Genomic DNA, 20,588 nt, shown 5'->3' on the forward strand with positions numbered 1-20,588 from the left:
TTGAAGAAATCCCTTACTGCGGCCGGCGCCCTGGCCGTAGCCGCCATGCTCTGCGCGTGTAGCCCGGACCAACTGGCCGTGCAGGCGCCACGTCCGGTACGCGTCGTCGAAATCAGCTATGACAATGCCCGTGAAACCAATCGCTACGTGGGTACCGTGCAGTCGCGGCATGAAGTCGACCAGGCCTTCCGCGTGGGCGGCAAGATAGCCCAGCGCAAGGTCGATGTAGGCCAGATCGTGCGCGAAGGCGACGTGCTGGCTGTACTGGATGACAGCGACTACCGCCTCGCCGAGGAAGCCTCGCGGCAGCAGTGGGCGGCTGCCGTCGAGCAGGCGCGCCAGGCCGAGTCGGACCGCCAGCGCCTGACCGCACTGAAGACTGATGGCTCGGTCAGTGCGGCCGACGACGAGCGTGCACACACAAGTGCTCAGACCGCGCTTGCAACTGCCGAGGCCGAGGCGCGAAAGCTCGAGCTTGCGCGCAACCGGCTCAAGTACACCGTGCTGCGCGCCTCGCGCAGCGGCGTCGTCACATCTGTCCGCTTCGAAACAGGGCAGGTCGTGGCGGAGGGCCAACCGGTCGTCTCGATTGCAGACCCGGGCGTGCCCGAGATCGTTGTCGATGTGCCCGAGGATCACCTGTCCGCCTTCAAGGAGGCGCGCTTCAAGGCCTCGCTGGCCAGCGCGCCGAACGAGACGTTCGATGTTGCGCTGCGCGAGCTGTCGCCGCAGGCGGCAGCGCAAACGCGCACCTACCGCGCGCGACTGAAGCCGGTCAGCGCACGTTCGCTGCCGCTGGGCGCCACCGCCACCCTGATTGTCGAGCGCGAGATGGCGGGAATTCCGGTAGCAGCGGTGCCGGCCACGGCGCTAACCCAAAGCCACGGCCAGCCAGCGCTGTGGGTGATCAAGCCCGAGGACTTTAAGCCGGTGGGCATTGTCAGGCTGGAACCTGTGGCGGTTTTGGGGTACCGCAATGACGAGGTACTCGTCTCCGGGCCTTCTCCCCGAGCACTGGTAATTACTGCCGGGGTGCAGAAAATGGCGCCTGGGCTGAGGGTCGCGTTACCGCGCTTCGGGGGCACTGAAGCGAACATCGTGCAGCAGGCCTCCCGATGAACAACTTCAACCTTACCGATTGGGCGCTGCGCAACCGCGCCGTCGTCCTGTTCATGCTCATCCTCGTCGCGGTGACCGGCGCCTTTAGCTTCACCAGGCTCGGTCAGCTCGAGGACCCGAACTTCTCCGTGCCCTCGATGACCGCCATCGTCATCTGGCCGGGCGCCACCGCCCAGCAGTTGCAGGATCAGGTCCTCAACCGCATGGAGAAGAAGTTCGAGCAGATCGACAACTTCGAGAAGGTGGTCACCTACGCGCGGCAAGGCTACGCGGGTATGACGCTCACCGTGCGCGGCGGCACCTCCATGGCCGACCAGCGCGAGGCCTGGTACCAGGCACGCAAGAAGCTCGACGACTTGAGCCTCGATCTGCCCGACGGCGTGATCGGCCCGATCGTCAACGACGAGTACGGCGACGTGTACGGTCTGATGTACGCCGTCAAGGGCGACGGCATCGGCCACGCCGATCTGTCCGATGCGGCCGAGGACATCAAGCGCCGCATGCTCAAGGTGCCGATGGTCAAGAAGATCGATGTCGTCGGGAAGCAGGCCGAGCGCGTGTATGTGGAGTTCTCGCAGGAGCGCCTGGCTGCCTTGGGTATCACCCCGCTGGCTATCGCCGAGAGCCTCAAAAGCCAGAACGCCATGCTGCCAGCCGGCCAGATCGACACCCGTGGCGACCGCGTTATGGTCCGCGTGAGCGGCCAGTTCTCCAGCGAAGACGCCATTCGCAACGTGCCCATCTCCGCAGGCGGCCGGCTGATCAAACTCGGCGACATCGCGACCGTCCAGCGTGGCTTCGAGGATCCGCCGACCTACACGGTGCGCCATAACGGCCAGCCGGTGCTGATGCTCGGCGTCACAATGACCAGCGACGGCAACATCGTGGACCTGGGCAAGGCGATGGAATCGGCAGTCGCCAAAATCCAGTCGGAACTTCCATACGGCGTGGAGCTGGAACTCGTGGCTGACCAGCCCACCACTGTGAAAGACGCGATCCATGACTTTGTACACGCGCTGGCCGAAGCGCTGATAATCGTGATTGTGGTCAGTCTTGTCAGCCTGGGCTGGCGCGCCGGCCTGGTGGTCGCGACCACGGTGCCGCTGGTGCTTGGGGGCGTGGCGCTGGTAATGCTGGCGATGGGCTGGAACCTCGAACGCATCTCGCTCGGTTCGCTGATCATCGCGTTGGGCCTGCTGGTGGACGACGCCATCATCGCCATCGAGATGATGGTGGCGAAAATGGAAACCGGCTGGGACCGTGTGAGAGCGGCTGCCTTCTCGTATTCGGCGACTGCCATGCCGCGCCTGACCGGCGCACTGATCACCGTCGTGGGCTTCCTGCCGATCGGCCTGTCGCAGTCCACCACGGGCGAATACGCGGGCGGCATCTTCTGGATTGTCGGCGCCGCAGTATTGTTCTCATGGATCTGCTCCGGCATTTTCACGCCGTATCTCGCGGTCAAGATGCTGCCCAACGACCTGGGCAAGCACCAGCATGGCGATGATCCGTACGACTCGAAGTTCTACCGTAGGCTACGTGGCCTGATCGACGCCGCCATCGAGCGTCGCTGGGTGATGATCGGTGCAACGTTTGGCGCGCTGGCGCTTGCTCTGGCCTGCATGAACCTGGTGCCGCAGCAGTTCTTCCCCAACAGTTCGCGCCCTGAGTTGGTCATCGACCTGCGCGTCAAGGAAGGTGCGTCGTTTGCCGCGACCACCGAGCAGGTCAAGCGCATGGAGGCGATCCTGGCGAAGGACGAAGACGTACGTTTCTTCACCGCCTACACCGGCGCCGGCGCACCGCGCTTCTATCTCTCGCTCAACCCCGAGCTGCCGAATCCGGGCTATTCCCAGTTCGTCGTGATGACCAAGGACTTGGAGGCGCGCGAACGAGTACGTGCGCGGCTCATGACCTTGGCGGAACAGCAGTTCCCGCAGGCGTGGTTGCGCGTGACTCGGCTGGAGCTGGGGCCGCCCGTTGGCTATCCGGTGCAGTTCCGCGTCGTCGGCCCCGACACTCAAGTGGTGCGCCAGATCGCCCGCGAGGTAGAACACGTGGTCGCGTCCAGCCCGAAAGTGCGCGACGTCCAGCTCGACTGGAACGACCCTGTGCGAACGCTGAAGGTGCAGTTGGACCAGGACAAGGCGACTGCGCTGGGCCTGACACCGGCCGACGTGTCCCTGGTGACCCAGACCGTGATGAACGGAGCGACCCTGTCGCAGCTACGCGAGCGTGAGGACCTGATCGACATCGTGGCCCGTGCCGTGCCGGAGGAGCGCCTTAGCCTCGACACAATAAAGGACATCAGCCTCTATACGCGCCAGGGTACCGTGGTGTCGTTGTCGCAAGTGGCACAGGTGAGCTACGAGCTGGAAGAGCCGGTGCTATGGCGCCGCAATCGCGACATGGCAATCACCGTGCGCGCCGACGTCAAGGATGGCGAGCAGGGTGTGTCAGTGACGCAGGAGATCCAGCCGTTGCTGAAGGACATCGAGGCGAAGCTGCCATCGGGTTACCGCATCGATGTCGGCGGCGCGGTGGAGGAAAGCGACAAGGCCAACCAGGCGCTGCTGGCGGTGGCCCCGCTGATGATGATCACCATCCTGTTGCTGCTGATGCTGCAACTCCGGGACTTCTCCCGCATGTGGATGGTGGTGCTGACCGCGCCGCTGGGCCTGATCGGCGTGGTGCCGGCGCTGCTGGTGTTCCAGTCGCCGCTGGGCTTCGTCGCGATCCTGGGCATCATCGCCCTCGGCGGCATGATCATGCGCAATTCGGTGATCCTGATCGACCAGGTGCAGATCGAGATATCGCAGGGCCGCGCCCCGTGGAATGCGGTGCTGGATGCCGCCATTCACCGGGCCCGCCCGGTGATGCTGACGGCCTTGGCCACCGTGCTCGCGATGATCCCGCTGACCCGCAGCGTGTTCTGGGGGCCGATGGCGATTGCGATCATGGGCGGCCTCACCGTGGCGACATTGCTGACGATCTTCTTTGTCCCGGCGCTGTACGCAGCATGGTTCAAAGTGCGCCGCCAGCAGTCCGATGGTGACCAGCAGGTGACGGTCGATGCCGCGTTCGCTTCCTGAGTGAGGAGCGCGGTGGTTTAGCGCTTCGTCTTCACGCCGAAGGTTGATCGTGCTCGATCAGCCTTCGGCGAATCGGGAAGCCACGCCAGGCTTAACGGCACCGTCAGGCTCCCGTTGAGGGCGGGCGAGACGCATCGAGCAGCCCCGGCCTGGTGCGCGACTCTTCCTGTTTTTTCACTTCCAAGCCCCTTCTGTCGCCGATATTTGCGACAGCGGATTGGCACGGCATGCGTCTGGACTGCCGCCGTCTTTCATGGAACGCCTAATACCATGCTAAAAAACTTCAGGCTTGTACTTGCTGCCCTTTTTGCCGTCGTCGCTATTGCGCTGTGGAACCTGCTTGGCCGGTTCGAACCATCCATGAAATCCGCCATCGAGACCGAGGGAGGGCTTGCCACCCAGACGCAGGTGCTCGTGGGTAGCGTGGAATTCTCGCCCTTCACTGGCGTGGGAGCGCTTGATGGACTGACTGTGGGCAACCCCACTGGATTCTCTTCGCCCTACGCCGTAGTGGTGGACCGTATCGCCCTGCAGGTGGAACGCGGCTCGCTTCTCGGTGGCGGCCCAATCATTGTCGATTCCGCCACCGTCATCGCCCCGCAGGTTACTTACACGGCGAAAAGTCCCAACGCCATTAGCAACCTGGAGACCATCAAGAACACGGCACAGGCCTATTCCGTCACACCGGTCGCCATCCGGGCCGGCAGCAATGCACGTAAGCTCATCATTCGGGAACTCACTGTGATGGGCGGCTCGATTTCACTTGATGTACCCCTGCCCGGAGGCCCGATAACGGTGCCGCTGCCGCCGCTGCATCTCGCCAACATCGGCGCGACCACGGACGGCGCCGCGCTGTCCGCCATCATCCGCGCTGTATGCGAGGCGCTCGCGGACGAAGCCAACAAGGTGGTCACCGCGGCGATCGCCCGGAAGGTCAAATCCGTTGTCGACCTGATCAAACCGCCTGCGCATGCGTTGCCAAAGCCCCCTCCGCCGCCGACACCGCCGACCTTACCGTCCACGCTGACTCAGCCGCCCCAGCCGCCCCAGCCGCCCCAGCCGGATCTTCCGGATCTGCCGTCGCCACCGGCCAAGCCGGCTCTGCCTAACCTGCCGCCCCCACCACACCTGCCAGGCCTTCCCAGCCTGAAGCACTTGCCGCCTCCGCCCGGCTTTTAGGGCCTGACCTGGAAATATCCTCATTCCATATTCGTTTAAACCGGGGCTTGAAAGTCGCGAAATCGCTTACATATTTCCTGTCGTCAGAGGCAGGAGCTGGGAGTTTCCTGGCTTCTGTTCAAGATCATGTCCGTCAGCCGGGAGGAGGTTTGTCATGTACGAGTCCCTTCTTAATCTGTCGAGCGATCCTATTGCCGAGTTCGAGAGGCTGCAGCGCGAACTGCAACAAGTCCTGGGACCAGGTCTTGGGCGTCCAGGCAGCATTCGCGCGCTGGCCAGCGGTGCTTTCCCGGCGATCAATGTGGGCAGCACGCCGTCCAGCATGGAGGTCTATGCCTTCGTTCCCGGTGTCGATCCGAGCAGTCTTGATCTACAGATCCATCGAGGTCTGCTCTCGATATCCGGCGAGCGCCGGCCGGCGCGCAGCACGGAGGAGGGCAACTGCTCCGTGTACGCCAACGAGCGATATTCCGGACGCTTCAAGCGCACCGTGAGCCTCAACGATGAGGTCGATACCGACAAGGTCGAGGCTCGCTATCGCGACGGTGTTCTTCGCATCTCGCTACCTCGGCGGGAAGCTGCGCAACCCAGGCGCATAGCCATTCAGTAACAGCATCGGTTTGAAGGAGGAATCACCATGAGCGACAAGCAAGCGGTCGTGCGCGGCGAGACTGAAATCCAAGCGCTGCTGCCGCGTGTCGATGTATTCGAAGATGACAACGGAATCCAATTGTTCGCGGACCTTCCGGGCGTGCCCAAGGAGCGTCTCGTGGTCAATGTGGAAGGTGACACGCTTTTGCTGGAAGGGGAGATCATGCCTGCGATGTCCGAACAGCTGGAGGCCGTCTATGCCGAGGTCCAGCTGTCGCGATTCCGGCGAGCCTTCACCTTGAGTTCCGAGCTGGATACAACACAGATCGACGCTGAGCTACGGGACGGCGTGCTGAACCTGCGTGTTCCCAAGCATGCGCATGCCCAGCCGCAGAAGATCGCCGTGAAAAGCGAGTAGAGCCTTGAGCGTGCGGAGGTCGACCCCATGGACAAACTAGCTGAACTCAAGCATGGCCTGGAGGAAACCTGGCATTCGCTGGGCGAGGGCTGGCGCCAGCTTCGCGATCGTGCGAGCGAGGCCCTGACGCGCTTCACACCCGATAATCGAAGCAGGAACTCACTGGAAGATGCCTCCTCGCCACCGGCACTTGCCTCGAGCTGGGGATTGCTGGCCGGCGATCTCTACGAGAATGGCGAACAGATCGTCATTCGCCTCGAGGTACCAGGAATGGTGAAGGAGGATCTGGATCTGGAGGTGCGGGGAGATGCTCTGATCATCCGCGGTGAAAAGCGGGTCGAGCAGGAACAGGGCAATGGGCGCTACCGTGTCCGGCAGTGCACCTTCGGCAGTTTCCGGCGCAGCTTCCAGCTTCCCGCACCGGTCATTGCCGAGAAGGCCAGAGCCAGATGCAGCAATGGCGTGCTGCGTGTCGAACTGCCCAAAGAAGAACGCGTGCGTGGCCGACGCATCGAGGTTCGCTCGGGCTGACATTGCGACGGCTGGCGTTCGTCCTGCCAGTCACCGTCAAGGGAAATTGCCTCGTCACCGAGGCAGCCCGCCCGCGACAAACTCGCGGGCGGGCAGTTGTTAAACCGAGGAAGTAGAAGGCGCCAGAACTCACCACTCCGGAATACAGCAGCGTGATGAGGCAGTAGCCCATGATCCTGGCTTGAGATGGTGTCAGTGGGGCGACTTCGCCGATGCTGGGGCTGCCCTCGTTCAACGTATGTTTCTATCCAACCGCAACCTAGGGCTGGCAAGCGGTGATCTAATCTTCGCTCCGTGAATGGAATAGTCTCGGTGGGCGACGGCATTCAATGTCCGTAAGCGCGAAAAAAGAAACTTATCCGACCCTAGCTCCAGGATCACCAATAAGGTCCCGAATCACTACGGCGAGAATACGAATCCCTTCATGAATCTCCTGTGTCGTCAGACCTGCATAGCCCAAAATAGGCCCTGCGGGTCGCTCGTACCCCGCCAGATGCTGTCCAACGGCTTCCAGCAGCGCTCTTCGCCGCCGTTCGTTCTCCCGGCGCAGGCGGCGAACGTGGCGCTCATAGGTACCACTTTCGATCAACGAGGCGAGCACATTTTGCTCCCAGCGTGCCGAGTGACGATCCGTCATCCGTTTGGCTTCCCGGAACAGGTGAACCAACTCGTGCGGAAGAACCAGATACCCCAGTCTGAGCTGCGGTGAGAGTGCCTTAGAGAAAGTTCCGACATAAATGACGCGAGCATCCGCGTCCATGGATTGCAGTGCGTCGATGGGGCGCTGGCCATAACGAAACTCGCCGCCGTAATCATCCTCGATGATCCACGCGCGATGTCGACTCGCCCACCTCAGCAGTTCCAGGCGGCGTGCGATGGGAAGCACCGCGCCCATGGGAAACTGGTGTGACGGCGTCACATAGGCCATGCAGATTCTTCAGTCTCTTCAGCAAGCACCGAACGCCAAAGGGTTGAGGCCTGAGTGTATGCAAGCGTCACTGGTGGAGCCTTTGTAAATACGCAGACCTGATGCAGGCAGGAATAGATGCACCGATGACAGGATGCATCTCCTGTCTGCATCCAGGCCAAGGGCGCTTTTTGTGGCTGCCAGCACGAGTTGTCGTCACGCCGGAGCCCTGTCGAATAACACCTTGAAGCTGCGCCTGGCCGCGTTGGCGCAATGGCATATCAGTCGGGCCTTTCCCGCCCCAACACAGATTCCCTTGGTGCGTCAGGTGATGAAGGGCATCCACTCGTTGCACTCGAATCCGGAGAAACAGGCCGAGCCTTGCAATTGTGCGAGCTGGGGCAGTGCGTGGGCTGGCTGGAACGGTGAGCGGAAGCAGCGCGTGCGGCCAGCGACGACCTGCGCCTGCCGCACCGGAAAATAACGTCGTTCGGACTCTACCGTATCCCTTTGTATCCGGACGACTTGCCCTGTGACTCGCTTACAAATGCTCCTCCCCCCGGATACACCGCGGATACACGACTACGGCGAAATGGCCACACCCGAACGAGGAAGCCCAGGCGCCTCGATCCAGGGTTACAACGCCCTTGTGGCATGACCCGCGCGGCCTGGCCGCGCCCAGTGTCCGGAGAAACACCATGTCCCGTTCCCAAATCTCGAACAAGACCCGTATTGGCCTGATTGCCGTCGCCCTGGCTGGCGGCATCAACCTGGCGTCGTCCACCGCCTTCGCCGTGGAGGCGCTGCCCCAGGGCTACCTGCTGGCCGCTGCCGACAAGGCCGGTGAAGGCAAGTGCGGAGAAGGCAAATGTGGGGCCGCCGAGGCCAGCGACAAGGCAACCAACGCCGAAGGCAAGCGCGGTGCCGCCGAAGCCGGTAGCGCCAAGGCGGCCGAGGGCAAATGCGGTGAAGGCAAGTGTGGCGATGCCTCCTTCGCCCGCACCGACACCGACGACGACGGCCTGGTTTCCCGCAAGGAACTGCTGACCGTGGCGCCGAAAGGCGAAGCGGAATTCGTTGCCATGGACACCAACAAGGACGGATTCCTATCCGAGGGCGAGGTCTACAAGTTCCGCAGCAACCAGTACACCTCCAATGGCAAGAAAGTGCCCACCGAGCTGTTCACCAAGCTGAGCCAGGCCAAGAACTGATTCGACGTCGATGTTCCGTCCTCCCTGCGCCCGTGGACAGGGAGGGTCCCACCCCCTGGAGAATGCCCATGACCACTGCTTCTCTCCCGCATGGTGCTGGCCTCGGCTTGCGCCGCGCACTGCTGCCCGAGCTGCTGGCGATGGAGGCCGGTGCCGTGGATTTCCTGGAGTGCACACCGGATAACTGGATCAAGGTCGGTGGCCGCCACGGTGACGGCCTGGCGCGCCTGGCCGAGCGCTTCCCGCTGGCCTACCAGCGCTTCGGTGCGCTGCCGACCCTGCTGGAGCGTGACTTCAACTTCCCGCCCCTGGCGGAACTGCTGGGCGAGGTCCAGCAGATCCGCGTGCGGCAGCAGGCTGCCATTGCCTGGCCGGAGGTGCGCCGTGCATGAAGTCCTGCATGACCAGCTGATGAGTATGGCCCGCTATGTGCGCGACCCGCAGCACAACCGGCCGCCTCCCGGTATCGAGGCACAGCGCCTGGCGGTGTACCGGCAGCTGTTCTTCGGCAATGTGGAGTCGCTGCTGTCCGGTGGCTTCCCGGTGCTTCGCACCAGCCTCGGGCCGAAGAAATGGCAGGCGGTGATCGAGACTTTCTACGCCGACTACCGCTGCCAGACGCCTTTGTTCACCGAGATTTCCGGGGAATTCGTCGACTATCTGGCAGAAGGAGGGGGCGATGCCCTGGACCTGCCGCCGTGGGTTGTGGAGCTGGCCCATTACGAGTGGGTGGAGACCGCGCTGCTGCTGAGTGATACGCGCGAGCCGGCCCACGACCCCGAGGGCAATCTGCCCGAGGGAGTTCCACTGTTATCGAACCTGGCCTGGCCGCTGGCCTACCAGTGGCCGGTGAGCGAAATCGGCCCCAAATACATGCCGCATGAGGCTCCGGAGCAACCGACCCTGGTGCTGGCGCGGCGCGGAGCGGACCTGAAGGTGCATTTCTCGCTCCTGGCGCCCCTGGCCCATGCGCTTCTCGCTTCATTGCAGGAGCGGAGCTGCTCCGGCCGCGAGCACCTGGAAGGGCTGGCGAAAGTCATCGGTATGGATGGCGCCTCCATCCTGCCGCAAGGTCTGGCCCTGCTGGAGAACCTGCGCGTGCAGGGCGTGGTGCTCGGCACCCGCGCCTGACGCGTGAGTCGATGGCGGTTCCCTCCAGCATAACTCTCTACTCCCTGAGGAGATTCTTCGATGACGGCAATACTGGAAAAACCATCTATACCGCCCAGACCCGGGCCACCGGTGGCCGCGACGGCCGGGGCACATCCGCTGACGGCGAGTTGAATGTGCGCCTCAGCCCGCCCGGCTCCGGGTGGCCGGGCAGCAATCCCGAGCAGCTCCTGGGCGTTGGCTGGTCGGCCTGCTTCATCGGTGCACTGCGTCGCGCTGGGCAGAACTTCGCGATCCGCCTGCCGGAGGATGCGGCAGTGGCCGCAGAGGTTTCGCTGGGCACCACTGACGGCGGTGCCGGCTTCGCCCTGTCCGCCAGGTTGATCGTGGAGCTGCCGGGGCTTGCGGCCGAGGAAAAGGCTCGGCTGGTGGCATCCGCCGCGGCGGAGAGTTCGCGCAGGGTGGCGGGAACCGCATCGCCGGAGGCGCCGTAGGGATAGGCGCGGGCCGTGTGGCTGGCCAGGGCGCGCTGGGTTTCTGGGATGTCGATCACCGCTTCGCGCGCGCCGTCGTGGGCCTGGCGCAGCTCGGCTTCGGCGGCGCTGACGCGGTTGCGCGTGGCACGCAGGGCCACCACACCGGTATAGAGGGCGTCCTGCTGGGGGGGCGGCCTGCACCTCCGTTGTCAGGACCGCGCGTGGTTGGGGTGCGGTGACGCTGCTGTCGGCTTGGCTGTTGCAACCGCTCAGGGCCAACAGAGCGACGGGGATCAGGGCGAGCAGGGCAAGGTGTGGGCGATTCATGGCGCGATCCTCGAATAGGGCGGCGGCAGGGCGGCAGTACCGCAGGTCGAAAATATGATATGCATAATCTAAATTTGTATATATGTCACTCTTCATCTATTTCGTCCGCCCAAGGGCGAAGCGACCAACGGAGGTTCCTGCCATGAATGGAGAACAAGAGGTGCTGGACAGTGGGCTGCGCTGCGCAGTCCGGTTTCAGCAGTGAGGGCTGGCAGCCCTGGAATGGCAGCTGATGGCCCTGGCGCTGGACGCCGATGAAGAAGGAGCCGGAGCATGAACCCGTCGCGCCTGCTGCTGGCCATCCTCATGGTGCTGACCGCCCTGGGGGAAATCTCCACCCAACTGATCATTCCCGCACTCGGCTCCCTTGAGCATTTCCGGGCTGATCGGCGGTGCCCTGTTCACCCGGCGCAAGATCATGCAGCTGGGTCCGCAGCGTATCGTCGGGATCGGCGTCAGCCTGGTGGTCGCCGGTGCGGCCGCCACCCTGCTGGTGCATGCCACGCTTGGCCTGCCGGTGCTCGGCCTCTCGCTGCCGCAGGTGCTGGTGACCCTGGGCGGCGGCATGCTGATCCCGGCCTCGGAGGCCTGGGCGCTCACCAGCAGGGCGCGGGCGTCCTTCGGTGCCAGGGTTTCCAGCGGCTGGCCGTCGCCGGCGGCCAGGGTTTCGAGGAAGGTCTGGGTGTTGCGCTCGACGCCGGGGCCGCCGATGGCTTCGGCAGAGGCGCGGTAGAGGAGGTTTTCGATGCTCATGGTGAAGCTCCATTTCAGGGGGGTGAAGTGTGTGAGCGGGTTTGCGAATCAGCCGTCGTGGTTGATCAGCCAGGCCGTGTAGAGGGCTTCGACGCGCTTACTGGTATCGGCCCGCTTGGCCTCGCTTTCCTCCAAGGCGGCCTGGGAGAGGACAAGGGCGGTGACTGCGGCCAGGATCTGGTGGTGGACAACGGGCTACACGCTGAGCTGAAGTGCGGAGTGCCGAGCGGATCAGTCAAGCGAGGGGTATTCGGCTGAAGGGTAGGGAAGCGTGCAGGTCGCTTCATGGCAGATCGTCCTGCACGAAAATGGATGTCATACGCTTGATCCAGGGCGTGGCCAGAAGTACGACGGGTGCCATGGTGAGCCAGGACAGCAACCAGCTATCGACCCAGTACGACAGCAGCGGGGCGATCGGCAGGTGCATCGGGCTGGCAATGGCCGTGGCTACGGCGCAGGTAATTGCCGATTGGATGAAAGCCGCTGTGTGCTGGCGATAGCGGTAAGAGATCTTGCGCATGTTCGCTGGCTCTCACGAATGGGGTTGCGCCCTGCGGGGCAGGGCGCGGCCCTGCTACATCGACTTTTAGTTGCCTTTGAGGCGCTCGAGGGTTTCCGCGGTGGTCCACAGCGCGTTGGCGATGAAGCGGTAGTTGATCAGCGCCGCCAGATATCCATCGCCTTCCGGCGCAGTCGGTCCCGCGGTCGCATCACGCACCACGGCTACTTCGAAGCCCTGTTCCAGAAACTCGCGCAGGTGTGATTCCACGCACAGGTTCGCCGCCATACCGGCGAGGATGATCTGCGATACACCGTGCTTGCGCAGTTGCAGCGCCAGATCGTTGGTTTCCGGGCCGTAGACCTTATGCGGCGAGGCGATGATGGTCTTGCCGTCGAGGATGTATGGCTTGTACTCGGGCATGAAATCGGCGCCTGAGTTCTCGAACCCTTCGAGGGTCAGCGGGCCCTTGCGATCGAACATGCAGATGCCGTGCATGACCATTTCCAGCGGGCCGCCGAATTTCCACTCGTGGTCACAGGGGTAGTAGTAATGAGGGGACACGGCAACGGTGATTCCCGCATCCTTGGCAGCGGCGAAGAGCTGGCCGATGTGCTTGACCGTATCGTGTTCGATGATGCTCTTGCCGAATACGCTCCAGCTCACACCTTCAGGGCTAAGGAAGTCGATTTGCGGATCGATGACCACCAGCGCGGCCTTGGCGAGGTCGAGCTGCATGCCTGGATCGGGCAGGGCGGGCTCTGCGGGGTCGGTGTATTGAGGGGCGATGGGACGTGGCTCGTGGCTCATGACGGGGACTCCGGTCGGCAATAGGACAATTCACTCTCGCCGTGGCGGGTTGGAAGGCTCGCGGTTACCATCGGCGACCGTTGAATCCTATTCCTGCGTCGAGCCGGGCTTTTGCCAGGACGTACCGAATCTTTTGCGGATTGTCCCTTTTATGGATGTCCTTTCAGAATTCTTCGACCGAACCAACCTGCAAGGCAGATTGTTCTTCTCTGGCCCAGTAGACGGGACACTGGTGCTGGATAAGCCGCCAGGCATGGCGTTCATCCATGTCATTCAGCGGGGAGGCATCGATATGGTTCAGCCCGGAGTGCCGAATATCTCGATCAACGAGCCGGCGCTGCTGTTCTGTCCGAGCAGTTGCCGTTACCAATTGCGGTCCAGCTCGGAGCAGCCGGCGGAACTGATCTGCGCCTCGTTTCAGTTCGGCCGGAACTCCCCAGGGCCGTTCCACCTAGGGCTGCAGGAAACGCTGGTGTTTCCGCTGGACACGCTGGAACACCTGGCGCCGGCGATCGGGTCGCTGGTGTCCGAGTTTCATGGGCAGGCCGCGGGTCGCTCGAAGGCCTTGAACCTGCTGTTCGAATACCTATTCGTGCTGCTGGTCAGGCGTGCGGTGGGTGACGGGAGGATCTCCAGCGGTTTGCTGTTCGCGCTGCAGGATGGACGTCTGGCGACGGTGCTCAGCCGAATCCATGAAGCACCAGAAGTGCCCTGGACTGTCGATGGGCTGGCGCGACTGGCGAACATGTCCAGGTCCAGGTTTTCGGCTTACTTCGCCGAAATCATGGGCAGCTCCCCGATGGGTTACGTCACCCACTGGCGGATGAAGGTCGCCCAGGACCTTTTGCGTGACGGCGTGCAGATCAAGGTGATCGCTTCATCGGTCGGATACAGCTCCCAGGCGTCTTTCTCCAGGGTTTTCGCCAATGTGGTGGGTTGTCCGCCCGCCGAGTGGATCAAGCGAGCTTCCCGCAACGAGCCACCCGTCATCACCGCCAGGGTGTGCCGCTGAGCGCCTGAGGCACGACCTAACCCGATATTTCATCCTGCATCGTCCGCGAAGCGATCACTCCCTGCACCATTAACAACGCTGGTTCCAGGCATTCCAAGATCTGAGTGGCCACGAGCGTAACGTGAATCTTTCCGCCACCGGGTACAAAAAGAGGATCGCCAAATCGTCTGCGCAGTTTGCACAACAGGTTACTCACCAGCCGGCTGAGTTACATTCAGCTTGCGCGCCGCGCGCGATACGCCCAATTCTCGATAGACGCCCATGAAGGTCACGAGCGTATTCAGGTCAATGGTGCGGAACAGCCGCTCATCGAAGTTCATGACTGGACTCCCCTCAGCTTTTCCCTGCGAAGCTACCGAAGCGAATACTCGCGACGCCGGCCCCCAGGGAACGCACCAGCTCGTCCAGTTCCACCGTTGAAAAGTGGTGGACCATCTCTTCCCGGCTGCTCCAGTAGCCGCTGAACACCCATAGCCGCGGCTGGCATATGCTCCGAGTGACTCCATAGCCTGGCAACCCGGTAGATCCCGAAGGCGCGTGGCGAACTGCGCCAGATATTGCTCCAGCATTGCCTCCGCTCCTGGCCGGATGCTGATCTCCAGGGTACTCACGGCATTGATGGACATGGCGATAACCCCATGGGACAGAGGTCGGTGGGGAGCACCGGTCGAGTGGCAGCATCAGAGGGAGAATCCGATCCAGTGCTGGTTGGCGTGGGCTGTTTCACGCAACCGGTTCGCGCAGCGCGCACTTTCGCGTATCGCAAGAGCCCGATCTTGATGCCGACTAGCATCGGGGCGGCGAATACAAAAAGCAGGGCAACTGCGATGAACGCCGTGTCGAAGGCAATCACAGTGGACTGACCTGTCACGACCCGACCTAGAAGGCTCGTCGCTGCCCGGCTAGCGGCCGCTGCATCCATCCCTTTCACCGTCAGCATGGCTGTCGTGGTTGTCAGCCGTTCGATGACCGCGGCCCCTCCTGGGGTGACGTTAGCGCCGAGGACCACGACATTGGCGAGGAGGTTATGGTCGATCAGGGTCTGGAGTCCTGCGACCCCCATAAGGCCACCCAGCTGGCGACCCGAATTGAAGAGACCTATTCCGCAGGCGAGGTTTCGCCTGTTGAGGTTGCTGAAAGCGATCAGCGTGATCGATAGAAACAGGAAGCCAAGGCCCAAGCCGCGCAACAGGATGGCTGCCATCATGTCGTCCGTGCCGCTTTCGCTGGTCGAACCGGACAGCATCCACATCGCCACCATGATCATCAGGATGCCGAAGGGCACGGTGGCGAACGGCGGAACGCGGCGCACCTGCATGAGATAGGCAGAAATGAGGAGCGCGCCAATAAAAAATGCGCCACCGGGCAACAGGAGCTGACCGGCATCGGTAGGCGTGAACGCAAGGACCGACAGCGCGAACGCTGGAATCAGGTACGCGCTGCCGAACAAGGCGGCGCCGGCGACAAAGCTTACGATAAAGGCGAAGGAAAAATCGCTCGATTTGAACAGGGTGAAGTCGAGCAGACCCGGGCCTTTGACCAAAACTTGTTGGCCGAGAAATGCCAGCAGGGCGGCTGCGCCAATCACGGTCAGCCACAGGATGCGAGGCGCCTCGAACCAGTCCCATCGGCTGCCTTGGCTGAGTACGTAGGTGAAACAGAGCAGGGTGGCAGAGAGCAGCGCAAAGCCGATCCAGTCAAACGAGCGGTGCCGGATCTTGGCGGGCATCGAGCTGTCTGCGATCAGCAAAAGTCCGGTAGCCGCCAAGGCAAACGGAACAACGCTGAAGAAGATCCATGTCCAGGATTGGCTATCGATCAACCACCCTTGAAGGGCCGGGGCGAGGGTTGCGGGCGCGACAACGGAACCCATGGCAAACAGAGCTTGAAGGCTGGGTTGGAGGGATCGCGGATAGGATCGAAATATGATCACCTGGCCCCCGACCAGCAGGGTGCCGCCGACGAAACCCTGGATAACACGAAGCGCAACCAGCAGGTCCAGCCGAGCGGTGATGGCTGCAATGGTGCACGCCAGGCCCATGACCAGGGTTGAGCCGATTACCACGTTACGCGGATAGAAGCGCTTCATCAGCCAAGGGGCGGTCATGAACCCGATCAGCTTGAGCGTGGTATAGCGAATATCCAACCAGGCAAATTCATCAGGCGTTGCGTAGGTATCGCCGATGATGTCGCTGCGCCCGAGCGACAGAACGGTGCTGGCGATCGCTTCCGTCAGCGTGGCAACCACGATGCCCGTAATCAGTAGGACACCGGCCGTAGCGCTGGCGTTGCTGGGCGTGGCGGTGGCAGCCGCGTTCATGATCCCCCCCATGCGCAACCTCTACGCGGGCGGACAGGCCAGGCACGATGCGACCCGGCAACGGATTGTGGGCAAGCCGGATCTTTACCGGAACGCGCTGCACGACACGAACGAAGTTGCCGGTCGCATTGTCGGTGGGGAGCAAGCTGAACGCCGACCCGCTACCCGGAGCAAAGCTGTCGACCACGCCTTCAAGTGCGTCGTTGGAGTAGCCGTCGATCGTGATGCGCACGCGCTGACCAGGGTGGATATGCTCGAGCTGGGTTTCCTTGAAATTCGCCACGACCCACACATCATTGACCGGCGAGATATCGAGCAAGGCAACGCCCGGCGTAACGAATCGGCCGACGCGGACCTGGCGGTTACCGACAACGCCATCAACCGGCGCGCGTACCACGGTGCTCTCCAGATCGATCTGGGCCAGGTCGCGCGCGGCCTGTACCTGCGCCACGGCGGCCACGGCAGCTTCGCGCTGGGCCACCAGCACGGCGATGCGTTGCTGCTCCGCCTCCACCGTTGCCGAAGCGGCTGATACCGTCGCCTCGGCTTTTGATCGTGCCGCGCCGGTTTCATCCACCAGGGCCTGGCTGACCGCGTGGCTGACGATAAGTTTGCGGCTGCGGTCGTGGGTCTTGGTCGCCAGGTTCATCCCGGCCCCGGCTGAACGTCGCTGGGCTTCTGCCTGCCGGATCAGGGCTCGCTGGAGCTGGGTCTCGGCATCGACGTTGGTCAGGCGCGCCTGGGCAGCTTTGATACTGGCCTCGGCTTGCGCAAGGTGTGCGCGATAGTCCTGATCGTCGATGCGGAACAGTACGTCACCCGCCCGGACGCTCTGGTTGTCCTTGACCTCTAGCGCAGTGACATAGCCGCCCACCTTGGCGGCGAGCGAGGTGACGTCGCCACGAACATAAGCGTTGTCGGTCGAGGTTGTGCCGCTCGAAAACGCCACGGCCCATCCGGCTGCCACAACCACCACGGCGCTGACGCACAGCAGTATGCCGACCATCTTTCTGTTGCTTCGCCGCGCCACTGCGACAGCAATCTCGGCGCTTGCGTCGGTGGCAATAGCGGCCTTGTCCTGGAGCGAGTTCATGTTTTCATGTCCTGTGAAAGGCCAATGACCCCAACAGCCGGCGGCAGTCGCCTGCCGCCGGGCTATCGAGCGTCGATCAGCGCATTGATCGGCTTACTTTTTGGCGGGTGTGACGAGCTCCTTTTCGTTGCTGTCGAGGACGAAAACGGCCTGCAGGCGTGCAGATTCCGTATCGCTGGCATTGGCGCTTACCGCGTGAAAAGAGCCGGGTTCCTCAATGAAATTTTCGCCGGCCTTGTAGACCTTTTCCGGCCCGCCATTGACGCGGCTGCGCACCGCGCCCTCAAGGACCGTTGCATAGATGAAGGCCGACTTCGGATGGGTGTGGGACGGCGACGCGGCGCCCGGCGCGTACTCGACCAGCACGCCTTTCATGCTCTTGCCGGGCACGTTCGGCAGGGGGTGATCGAATACCACCGTCACCTTGCCTGGAACCGGGTTGCCGGCCGACGCTGTGGCGATCGACAGCGCTGCGAAGGCAGCGGCCAAAAGAATTCGAGTAAACATTGCAGTACTCCTTTGAGTGTTGGTGTGGTGAAGCGCCTCAGCGCCCCGCCTGGGCCGTCGACTGGGCGAGCCAGTCCTCGAAGTGGATCGCGCCCAGGCGCGGATTCTTGCCGGGGGTCAGCGATTGATCGTCGAGAACGTCGCCGAAATAGCGCGCGTGCACGTCAGGCACGACCTTGCGGGTGTCCTGGGTGGCCCGCAGGAAGCGCCTGACCAGCTCGTCGAGCGGCATGGCCTCGGGTCCGGCGACTTCCAGCGTGCCATTGACCGGTGCTGCCAGCGCCACATCGGTGAGCGCCGCCGCTACGTCGTCGGACGCCATCGGCTGGATCAGCGCCGGCGATAGGCGAATCTCCTCGCCGACGGTGGCCGCCTGCGCAATGCCGCCGACAAACTCGAAGAACTGCGTGGCACGCAGGATGGTGTAAGGCATGCCGGACGCCTTGATGAGGTTTTCCTGCGCGACCTTCGCCCGGAAATAGCCGTTGTCAGGAAGCCGTTCGCTACCGACGATCGAGAGGGCAACGTGATGGCGAACGCCAGCGGCCGCTTCGGCAGCCAGCAGGTTACGGCTCGACGTTTCAAAAAACTCGAGGACGGCGTTGTCCTCCCACGACGGCGCGTTCGCCACGTCGACCACGACATCAGCACCATCCATCGCTTGGGCCAGGCCCTCGCGGGTGATGCTGTTCACGCCTGTGCTGGGGGCGGCTGCAAACGCGTCATGGCCGCGCTCACGCAGGTTCTTCACAAGCTTCGATCCGATGAGGCCGGTGCCTCCAATGACGACAATCTTCATGGCTTCTCTCCGCTTCCCGACGGCACCATTACCGTCGACGTAGTACGAGAGTGCGTTTGCGCGTCAGAGAAGTCCTTGTACCGGCCATGAGTTCCCCTTCGGGGAAGCCTGGTTTTTCGTCCAAAGAAACAGTTGTTCGGCTGGCATCCCTTGCCGAGGACGGTGCAGCGGGTAGCACGCTGCCGTATCCTCAATCAGGTACTAATCGCCAGTCGCCTCGGACACGGAGCCTAGGGCGCTCAACCAGGGGATACTGACGTTGCAATTCGTGTTTGAAGACTACGTGCTCGACCAGGAACGCCGGGAATTGACCTTGCGCGGACAAGTCGTGCCCATCGGGCCGCAGGTCTTCGATCTGTTGCTGCAACTGGTCACGAGCCGCGATCGCGTCGTCAGCAAGGACGACCTGCTCAAGGCGGTGTGGAGCGGCCGGATCGTCTCGGAGTCGACGATCACCAGCCACATCAATGCGGTTCGCAAGGCCATCGGCGATACCGGCGTGGAGCAGCGCCTTGTTCGGACAGTCGCCCGTAAGGGATACCGCTTCGTCGGGGAGATCAGGGTCGTTGAGATCGGGGAAGCAGGACAGCCCGACTGGCCCGGCATCGGCGAACACGTGCCCGTTGAGCCGAAGGAAATACCACCCTCTGCACTCGTCCTTCCGGGCAAGCCCTCCATCACCGTCTTGCCTTTCCAGAACCTGAGCGGCGATCCGGAGCAGGATTACTTCGCCGACGGCATGGTGGAAGACATCATCGCCGCCCTGTCACGCATCCGCTGGCTGTTCGTCATCGCGCGCAATTCGAGCTTCACCTACAAGGGCCGGGCGGTGGGTGCCAAGGAAGTCGGCCAGGAGCTCGGCGTGCGCTATGTGCTGGAAGGCAGCGTACGCAAGTACGGCAACAAGGTCCGCATCACCGGGCAGTTGATCGACGCGACGACCGGGACGCATATCTGGGCGGAGCGCTTCGAAGGCCTGCTCGACGACATCTTCGAACTGCAGGACCAGATCGCCGAAAGCGTCGTCGGCTCGATCGCACCGCAGCTCGAACGGGTGGAAATCGAGCGCGCCAAGCGCAAACCCACCGAAAGCCTGGACGCCTACGACTATTACCTGCGCGGTACGGCGAAATTGCACAACGGCACCCGGGACGCCATCGAGGAGGCTCTGCGGTTGTTCTACAAGGCCATTGAACTCGATCCGGAGTTTGCCTCGGCCTATGGCATGGCCGCCTGGTGCCACTTCTGGCGCAAGTTGAATGGTTGGATGAGCGACCGAACGCTAGAGATCGCCGAAGGCGCTCGGCTTGCGCGTCTGGCGGTGGCGCTGACTCGCGGTGGACATGCATTGGGTCATCTTGCTGGCGATATCGATGGCGGCATAGCGCTGCTCGACAGGGCACGTCTGCTTAACCCTAACCTCGCCCCGGCCTGGTACCTGGGCGGCATCCTGCGCGCCTTGCGCGGTGAAACAGACGCCGCGATCGAAAACTTGACCCATGCCATGCGCTTGAGTCCGCTGGATCCGGAAATGTTCAGGATGCAGGTGGGGATGGCGCTCGCGCACTTCTTCGCAGGGCGCTTTGATTGCGCTGCGGACTGGGCGGAAAAGGCGTTGGGGAACCTGCCCAGTTTTCTGCCTCCAGTTGCGCTGGTGGCGGCCAGTCATGCGCTCAGCGGACGAATGGACAAAGCGAAACAGGCGATGCAGCACCTACACGAGCTGGATCCATCTTTGCGCGTCTCCAACCTGAAGGACTGGCTGCCAATCCAACGGCCTGAGGATCTTGCGCGGCTCGCGGATGGACTGCGGCTGGCCGGGTTGCCCGAGTGA

Annotated in this window: 21 protein-coding genes and 1 pseudogene; 14 read left to right on the forward strand and 8 right to left on the reverse strand. The window is 62.8% G+C overall.

Going from position 1 to position 20,588, the window contains the following annotated elements:
• The 6 genes from THL1_RS13265 (at position 1) to THL1_RS13290 (ending at position 6,930) form a co-directional block, all read left to right on the forward strand.
• Positions 1-1,119, forward strand: coding sequence for an efflux RND transporter periplasmic adaptor subunit (locus THL1_RS13265; protein WP_069083697.1), 1,119 nt, complete (start codon positions 1-3; stop codon positions 1,117-1,119).
• A complete protein-coding gene (locus THL1_RS13270) occupies positions 1,116-4,211 on the forward strand; it encodes an efflux RND transporter permease subunit (RefSeq protein WP_069083698.1) in 3,096 nt (1,031 codons plus the stop codon). The genes THL1_RS13265 and THL1_RS13270 overlap by 4 nt, the downstream gene beginning before the upstream one ends.
• 270 nt (positions 4,212-4,481) lie before the next feature.
• Positions 4,482-5,390 carry a hypothetical protein gene (locus tag THL1_RS13275; protein WP_145928296.1) on the forward strand — a complete coding sequence of 303 codons (909 nt, stop codon included), beginning with the start codon at positions 4,482-4,484 and terminating at the stop codon, positions 5,388-5,390.
• A gap of 154 nt (positions 5,391-5,544) precedes the next feature.
• Positions 5,545-6,000, forward strand: a complete 456-nt coding sequence (locus THL1_RS13280) for an Hsp20/alpha crystallin family protein (protein WP_069083700.1) — start codon at positions 5,545-5,547, stop codon at positions 5,998-6,000.
• Positions 6,001-6,027: 27 nt separating this feature from the next.
• Positions 6,028-6,399, forward strand: a complete 372-nt coding sequence (locus tag THL1_RS13285; RefSeq protein WP_069083701.1) for an Hsp20/alpha crystallin family protein — start codon at positions 6,028-6,030, stop codon at positions 6,397-6,399.
• A gap of 27 nt (positions 6,400-6,426) precedes the next feature.
• Positions 6,427-6,930, forward strand: a complete 504-nt coding sequence (locus THL1_RS13290) for an Hsp20/alpha crystallin family protein (protein WP_069083702.1) — start codon at positions 6,427-6,429, stop codon at positions 6,928-6,930.
• Between the two features lie 355 nt (positions 6,931-7,285).
• Here THL1_RS13290 and THL1_RS13295 read toward each other — a convergent pair whose 3' ends face one another.
• Positions 7,286-7,858 (reverse strand): aminotransferase class I/II-fold pyridoxal phosphate-dependent enzyme, encoded by a 573-nt coding sequence (locus tag THL1_RS13295; RefSeq protein WP_069083703.1) that lies wholly within the window; start codon positions 7,856-7,858, stop codon positions 7,286-7,288.
• Positions 7,859-8,535: 677 nt separating this feature from the next.
• On the opposite strand from THL1_RS13295, the gene THL1_RS13300 reads away from it, so the two are divergent.
• The 6 genes and pseudogenes from THL1_RS13300 (at position 8,536) to THL1_RS30645 (ending at position 11,694) form a co-directional block, all read left to right on the forward strand.
• Positions 8,536-9,048 carry a hypothetical protein gene (locus THL1_RS13300; RefSeq protein WP_069083704.1) on the forward strand — a complete coding sequence of 171 codons (513 nt, stop codon included), beginning with the start codon at positions 8,536-8,538 and terminating at the stop codon, positions 9,046-9,048.
• A 68-nt stretch (positions 9,049-9,116) separates the two neighbouring features.
• Positions 9,117-9,296 (forward strand): annotated as a pseudogene (locus THL1_RS30635) (DUF692 family multinuclear iron-containing protein); the annotation flags it as partial.
• On the forward strand, positions 9,294-9,440 hold the full coding sequence (locus tag THL1_RS30640; protein WP_257785031.1) for a DUF692 family multinuclear iron-containing protein: 147 nt from the start codon (positions 9,294-9,296) through the stop codon (positions 9,438-9,440). The pseudogene THL1_RS30635 and the gene THL1_RS30640, both read left to right, overlap by 3 nt.
• On the forward strand, positions 9,433-10,179 hold the full coding sequence (locus THL1_RS13310) for a DNA-binding domain-containing protein (RefSeq protein WP_069083706.1): 747 nt from the start codon (positions 9,433-9,435) through the stop codon (positions 10,177-10,179). Before THL1_RS30640 ends, THL1_RS13310 begins: the two co-directional genes overlap by 8 nt.
• Positions 10,180-10,190: 11 nt before the next feature.
• Positions 10,191-10,652 carry an Ohr family peroxiredoxin gene (locus tag THL1_RS28935; RefSeq protein ID WP_083245878.1) on the forward strand — a complete coding sequence of 154 codons (462 nt, stop codon included), beginning with the start codon at positions 10,191-10,193 and terminating at the stop codon, positions 10,650-10,652.
• Positions 10,653-11,328: 676 nt separating this feature from the next.
• Entirely contained in the window at positions 11,329-11,694 is a 366-nt protein-coding gene (locus THL1_RS30645) for a hypothetical protein (protein ID WP_069083708.1), read from the forward strand.
• Positions 11,695-11,997: 303 nt separating this feature from the next.
• On the opposite strand, the gene THL1_RS13325 is transcribed toward THL1_RS30645, so the two are convergent.
• Together THL1_RS13325 and THL1_RS13330 are read right to left on the reverse strand one after the other, a co-directional pair.
• Entirely contained in the window at positions 11,998-12,234 is a 237-nt protein-coding gene (locus THL1_RS13325) for a DUF2798 domain-containing protein (RefSeq protein WP_069083709.1), read from the reverse strand.
• A 66-nt stretch (positions 12,235-12,300) separates the two neighbouring features.
• Positions 12,301-13,023: a cysteine hydrolase family protein gene (locus THL1_RS13330; RefSeq protein WP_069083710.1), complete on the reverse strand. Its 723-nt coding sequence runs from the start codon at positions 13,021-13,023 to the stop codon at positions 12,301-12,303.
• A gap of 151 nt (positions 13,024-13,174) precedes the next feature.
• Between THL1_RS13330 and THL1_RS13335 the strand changes: the two genes are divergently transcribed.
• Positions 13,175-14,035 (forward strand): helix-turn-helix transcriptional regulator, encoded by an 861-nt coding sequence (locus THL1_RS13335; RefSeq protein ID WP_069083711.1) that lies wholly within the window; start codon positions 13,175-13,177, stop codon positions 14,033-14,035.
• A 188-nt stretch (positions 14,036-14,223) separates the two neighbouring features.
• On the opposite strand, the gene THL1_RS30395 is transcribed toward THL1_RS13335, so the two are convergent.
• From THL1_RS30395 to THL1_RS13360, 5 genes are all read right to left on the reverse strand, one after another.
• Positions 14,224-14,355: a LysR family transcriptional regulator gene (locus tag THL1_RS30395; RefSeq protein WP_202969630.1), complete on the reverse strand. Its 132-nt coding sequence runs from the start codon at positions 14,353-14,355 to the stop codon at positions 14,224-14,226.
• Positions 14,356-14,642: 287 nt separating this feature from the next.
• Complete coding sequence (locus tag THL1_RS13345; RefSeq protein ID WP_237234835.1) at positions 14,643-16,283, reverse strand: DHA2 family efflux MFS transporter permease subunit; 1,641 nt, start codon at positions 16,281-16,283, stop codon at positions 14,643-14,645.
• On the reverse strand, positions 16,195-17,448 hold the full coding sequence (locus THL1_RS13350) for an HlyD family secretion protein (RefSeq protein ID WP_237234801.1): 1,254 nt from the start codon (positions 17,446-17,448) through the stop codon (positions 16,195-16,197). Before THL1_RS13350 ends, THL1_RS13345 begins: the two co-directional genes overlap by 89 nt.
• 93 nt (positions 17,449-17,541) lie before the next feature.
• Positions 17,542-17,955 carry a cupin domain-containing protein gene (locus THL1_RS13355; RefSeq protein WP_069083712.1) on the reverse strand — a complete coding sequence of 138 codons (414 nt, stop codon included), beginning with the start codon at positions 17,953-17,955 and terminating at the stop codon, positions 17,542-17,544.
• Between the two features lie 37 nt (positions 17,956-17,992).
• Positions 17,993-18,754 (reverse strand): SDR family oxidoreductase, encoded by a 762-nt coding sequence (locus THL1_RS13360; protein WP_069083713.1) that lies wholly within the window; start codon positions 18,752-18,754, stop codon positions 17,993-17,995.
• 259 nt (positions 18,755-19,013) lie between these two features.
• Between THL1_RS13360 and THL1_RS13365 the strand changes: the two genes are divergently transcribed.
• Positions 19,014-20,588, forward strand: coding sequence for a winged helix-turn-helix domain-containing tetratricopeptide repeat protein (locus tag THL1_RS13365; RefSeq protein WP_069083714.1), 1,575 nt, complete (start codon positions 19,014-19,016; stop codon positions 20,586-20,588).

This window comes from Pseudomonas sp. TCU-HL1, assembly GCF_001708505.1.
GTDB lineage: Bacteria > Pseudomonadota > Gammaproteobacteria > Pseudomonadales > Pseudomonadaceae > Metapseudomonas.

Bases quoted from the DNA above. Each gene is read 5' to 3' on its own strand.
- THL1_RS13270 (WP_069083698.1), top strand. From the start codon at position 1,116: ATGAACAACTTCAACCTTACCGATTGGGCGCTGCGCAACCGCGCCGTC.
- THL1_RS13275 (WP_145928296.1), top strand. From the start codon at position 4,482: ATGCTAAAAAACTTCAGGCTTGTACTTGCTGCCCTTTTTGCCGTCGTC.
- THL1_RS13280 (WP_069083700.1), top strand. From the start codon at position 5,545: ATGTACGAGTCCCTTCTTAATCTGTCGAGCGATCCTATTGCCGAGTTC.
- THL1_RS13285 (WP_069083701.1), top strand. From the start codon at position 6,028: ATGAGCGACAAGCAAGCGGTCGTGCGCGGCGAGACTGAAATCCAAGCG.
- THL1_RS13290 (WP_069083702.1), top strand. From the start codon at position 6,427: ATGGACAAACTAGCTGAACTCAAGCATGGCCTGGAGGAAACCTGGCAT.
- THL1_RS13295 (WP_069083703.1), bottom strand. From the start codon at position 7,858: ATGGCCTATGTGACGCCGTCACACCAGTTTCCCATGGGCGCGGTGCTT.
- THL1_RS13300 (WP_069083704.1), top strand. From the start codon at position 8,536: ATGTCCCGTTCCCAAATCTCGAACAAGACCCGTATTGGCCTGATTGCC.
- THL1_RS28935 (WP_083245878.1), top strand. From the start codon at position 10,191: ATGGCGGTTCCCTCCAGCATAACTCTCTACTCCCTGAGGAGATTCTTC.
- THL1_RS13325 (WP_069083709.1), bottom strand. From the start codon at position 12,234: ATGCGCAAGATCTCTTACCGCTATCGCCAGCACACAGCGGCTTTCATC.
- THL1_RS13330 (WP_069083710.1), bottom strand. From the start codon at position 13,023: ATGAGCCACGAGCCACGTCCCATCGCCCCTCAATACACCGACCCCGCA.
- THL1_RS13335 (WP_069083711.1), top strand. From the start codon at position 13,175: ATGGATGTCCTTTCAGAATTCTTCGACCGAACCAACCTGCAAGGCAGA.
- THL1_RS30395 (WP_202969630.1), bottom strand. From the start codon at position 14,355: ATGAACTTCGATGAGCGGCTGTTCCGCACCATTGACCTGAATACGCTC.
- THL1_RS13350 (WP_237234801.1), bottom strand. From the start codon at position 17,448: ATGAACTCGCTCCAGGACAAGGCCGCTATTGCCACCGACGCAAGCGCC.
- THL1_RS13355 (WP_069083712.1), bottom strand. From the start codon at position 17,955: ATGTTTACTCGAATTCTTTTGGCCGCTGCCTTCGCAGCGCTGTCGATC.
- THL1_RS13360 (WP_069083713.1), bottom strand. From the start codon at position 18,754: ATGAAGATTGTCGTCATTGGAGGCACCGGCCTCATCGGATCGAAGCTT.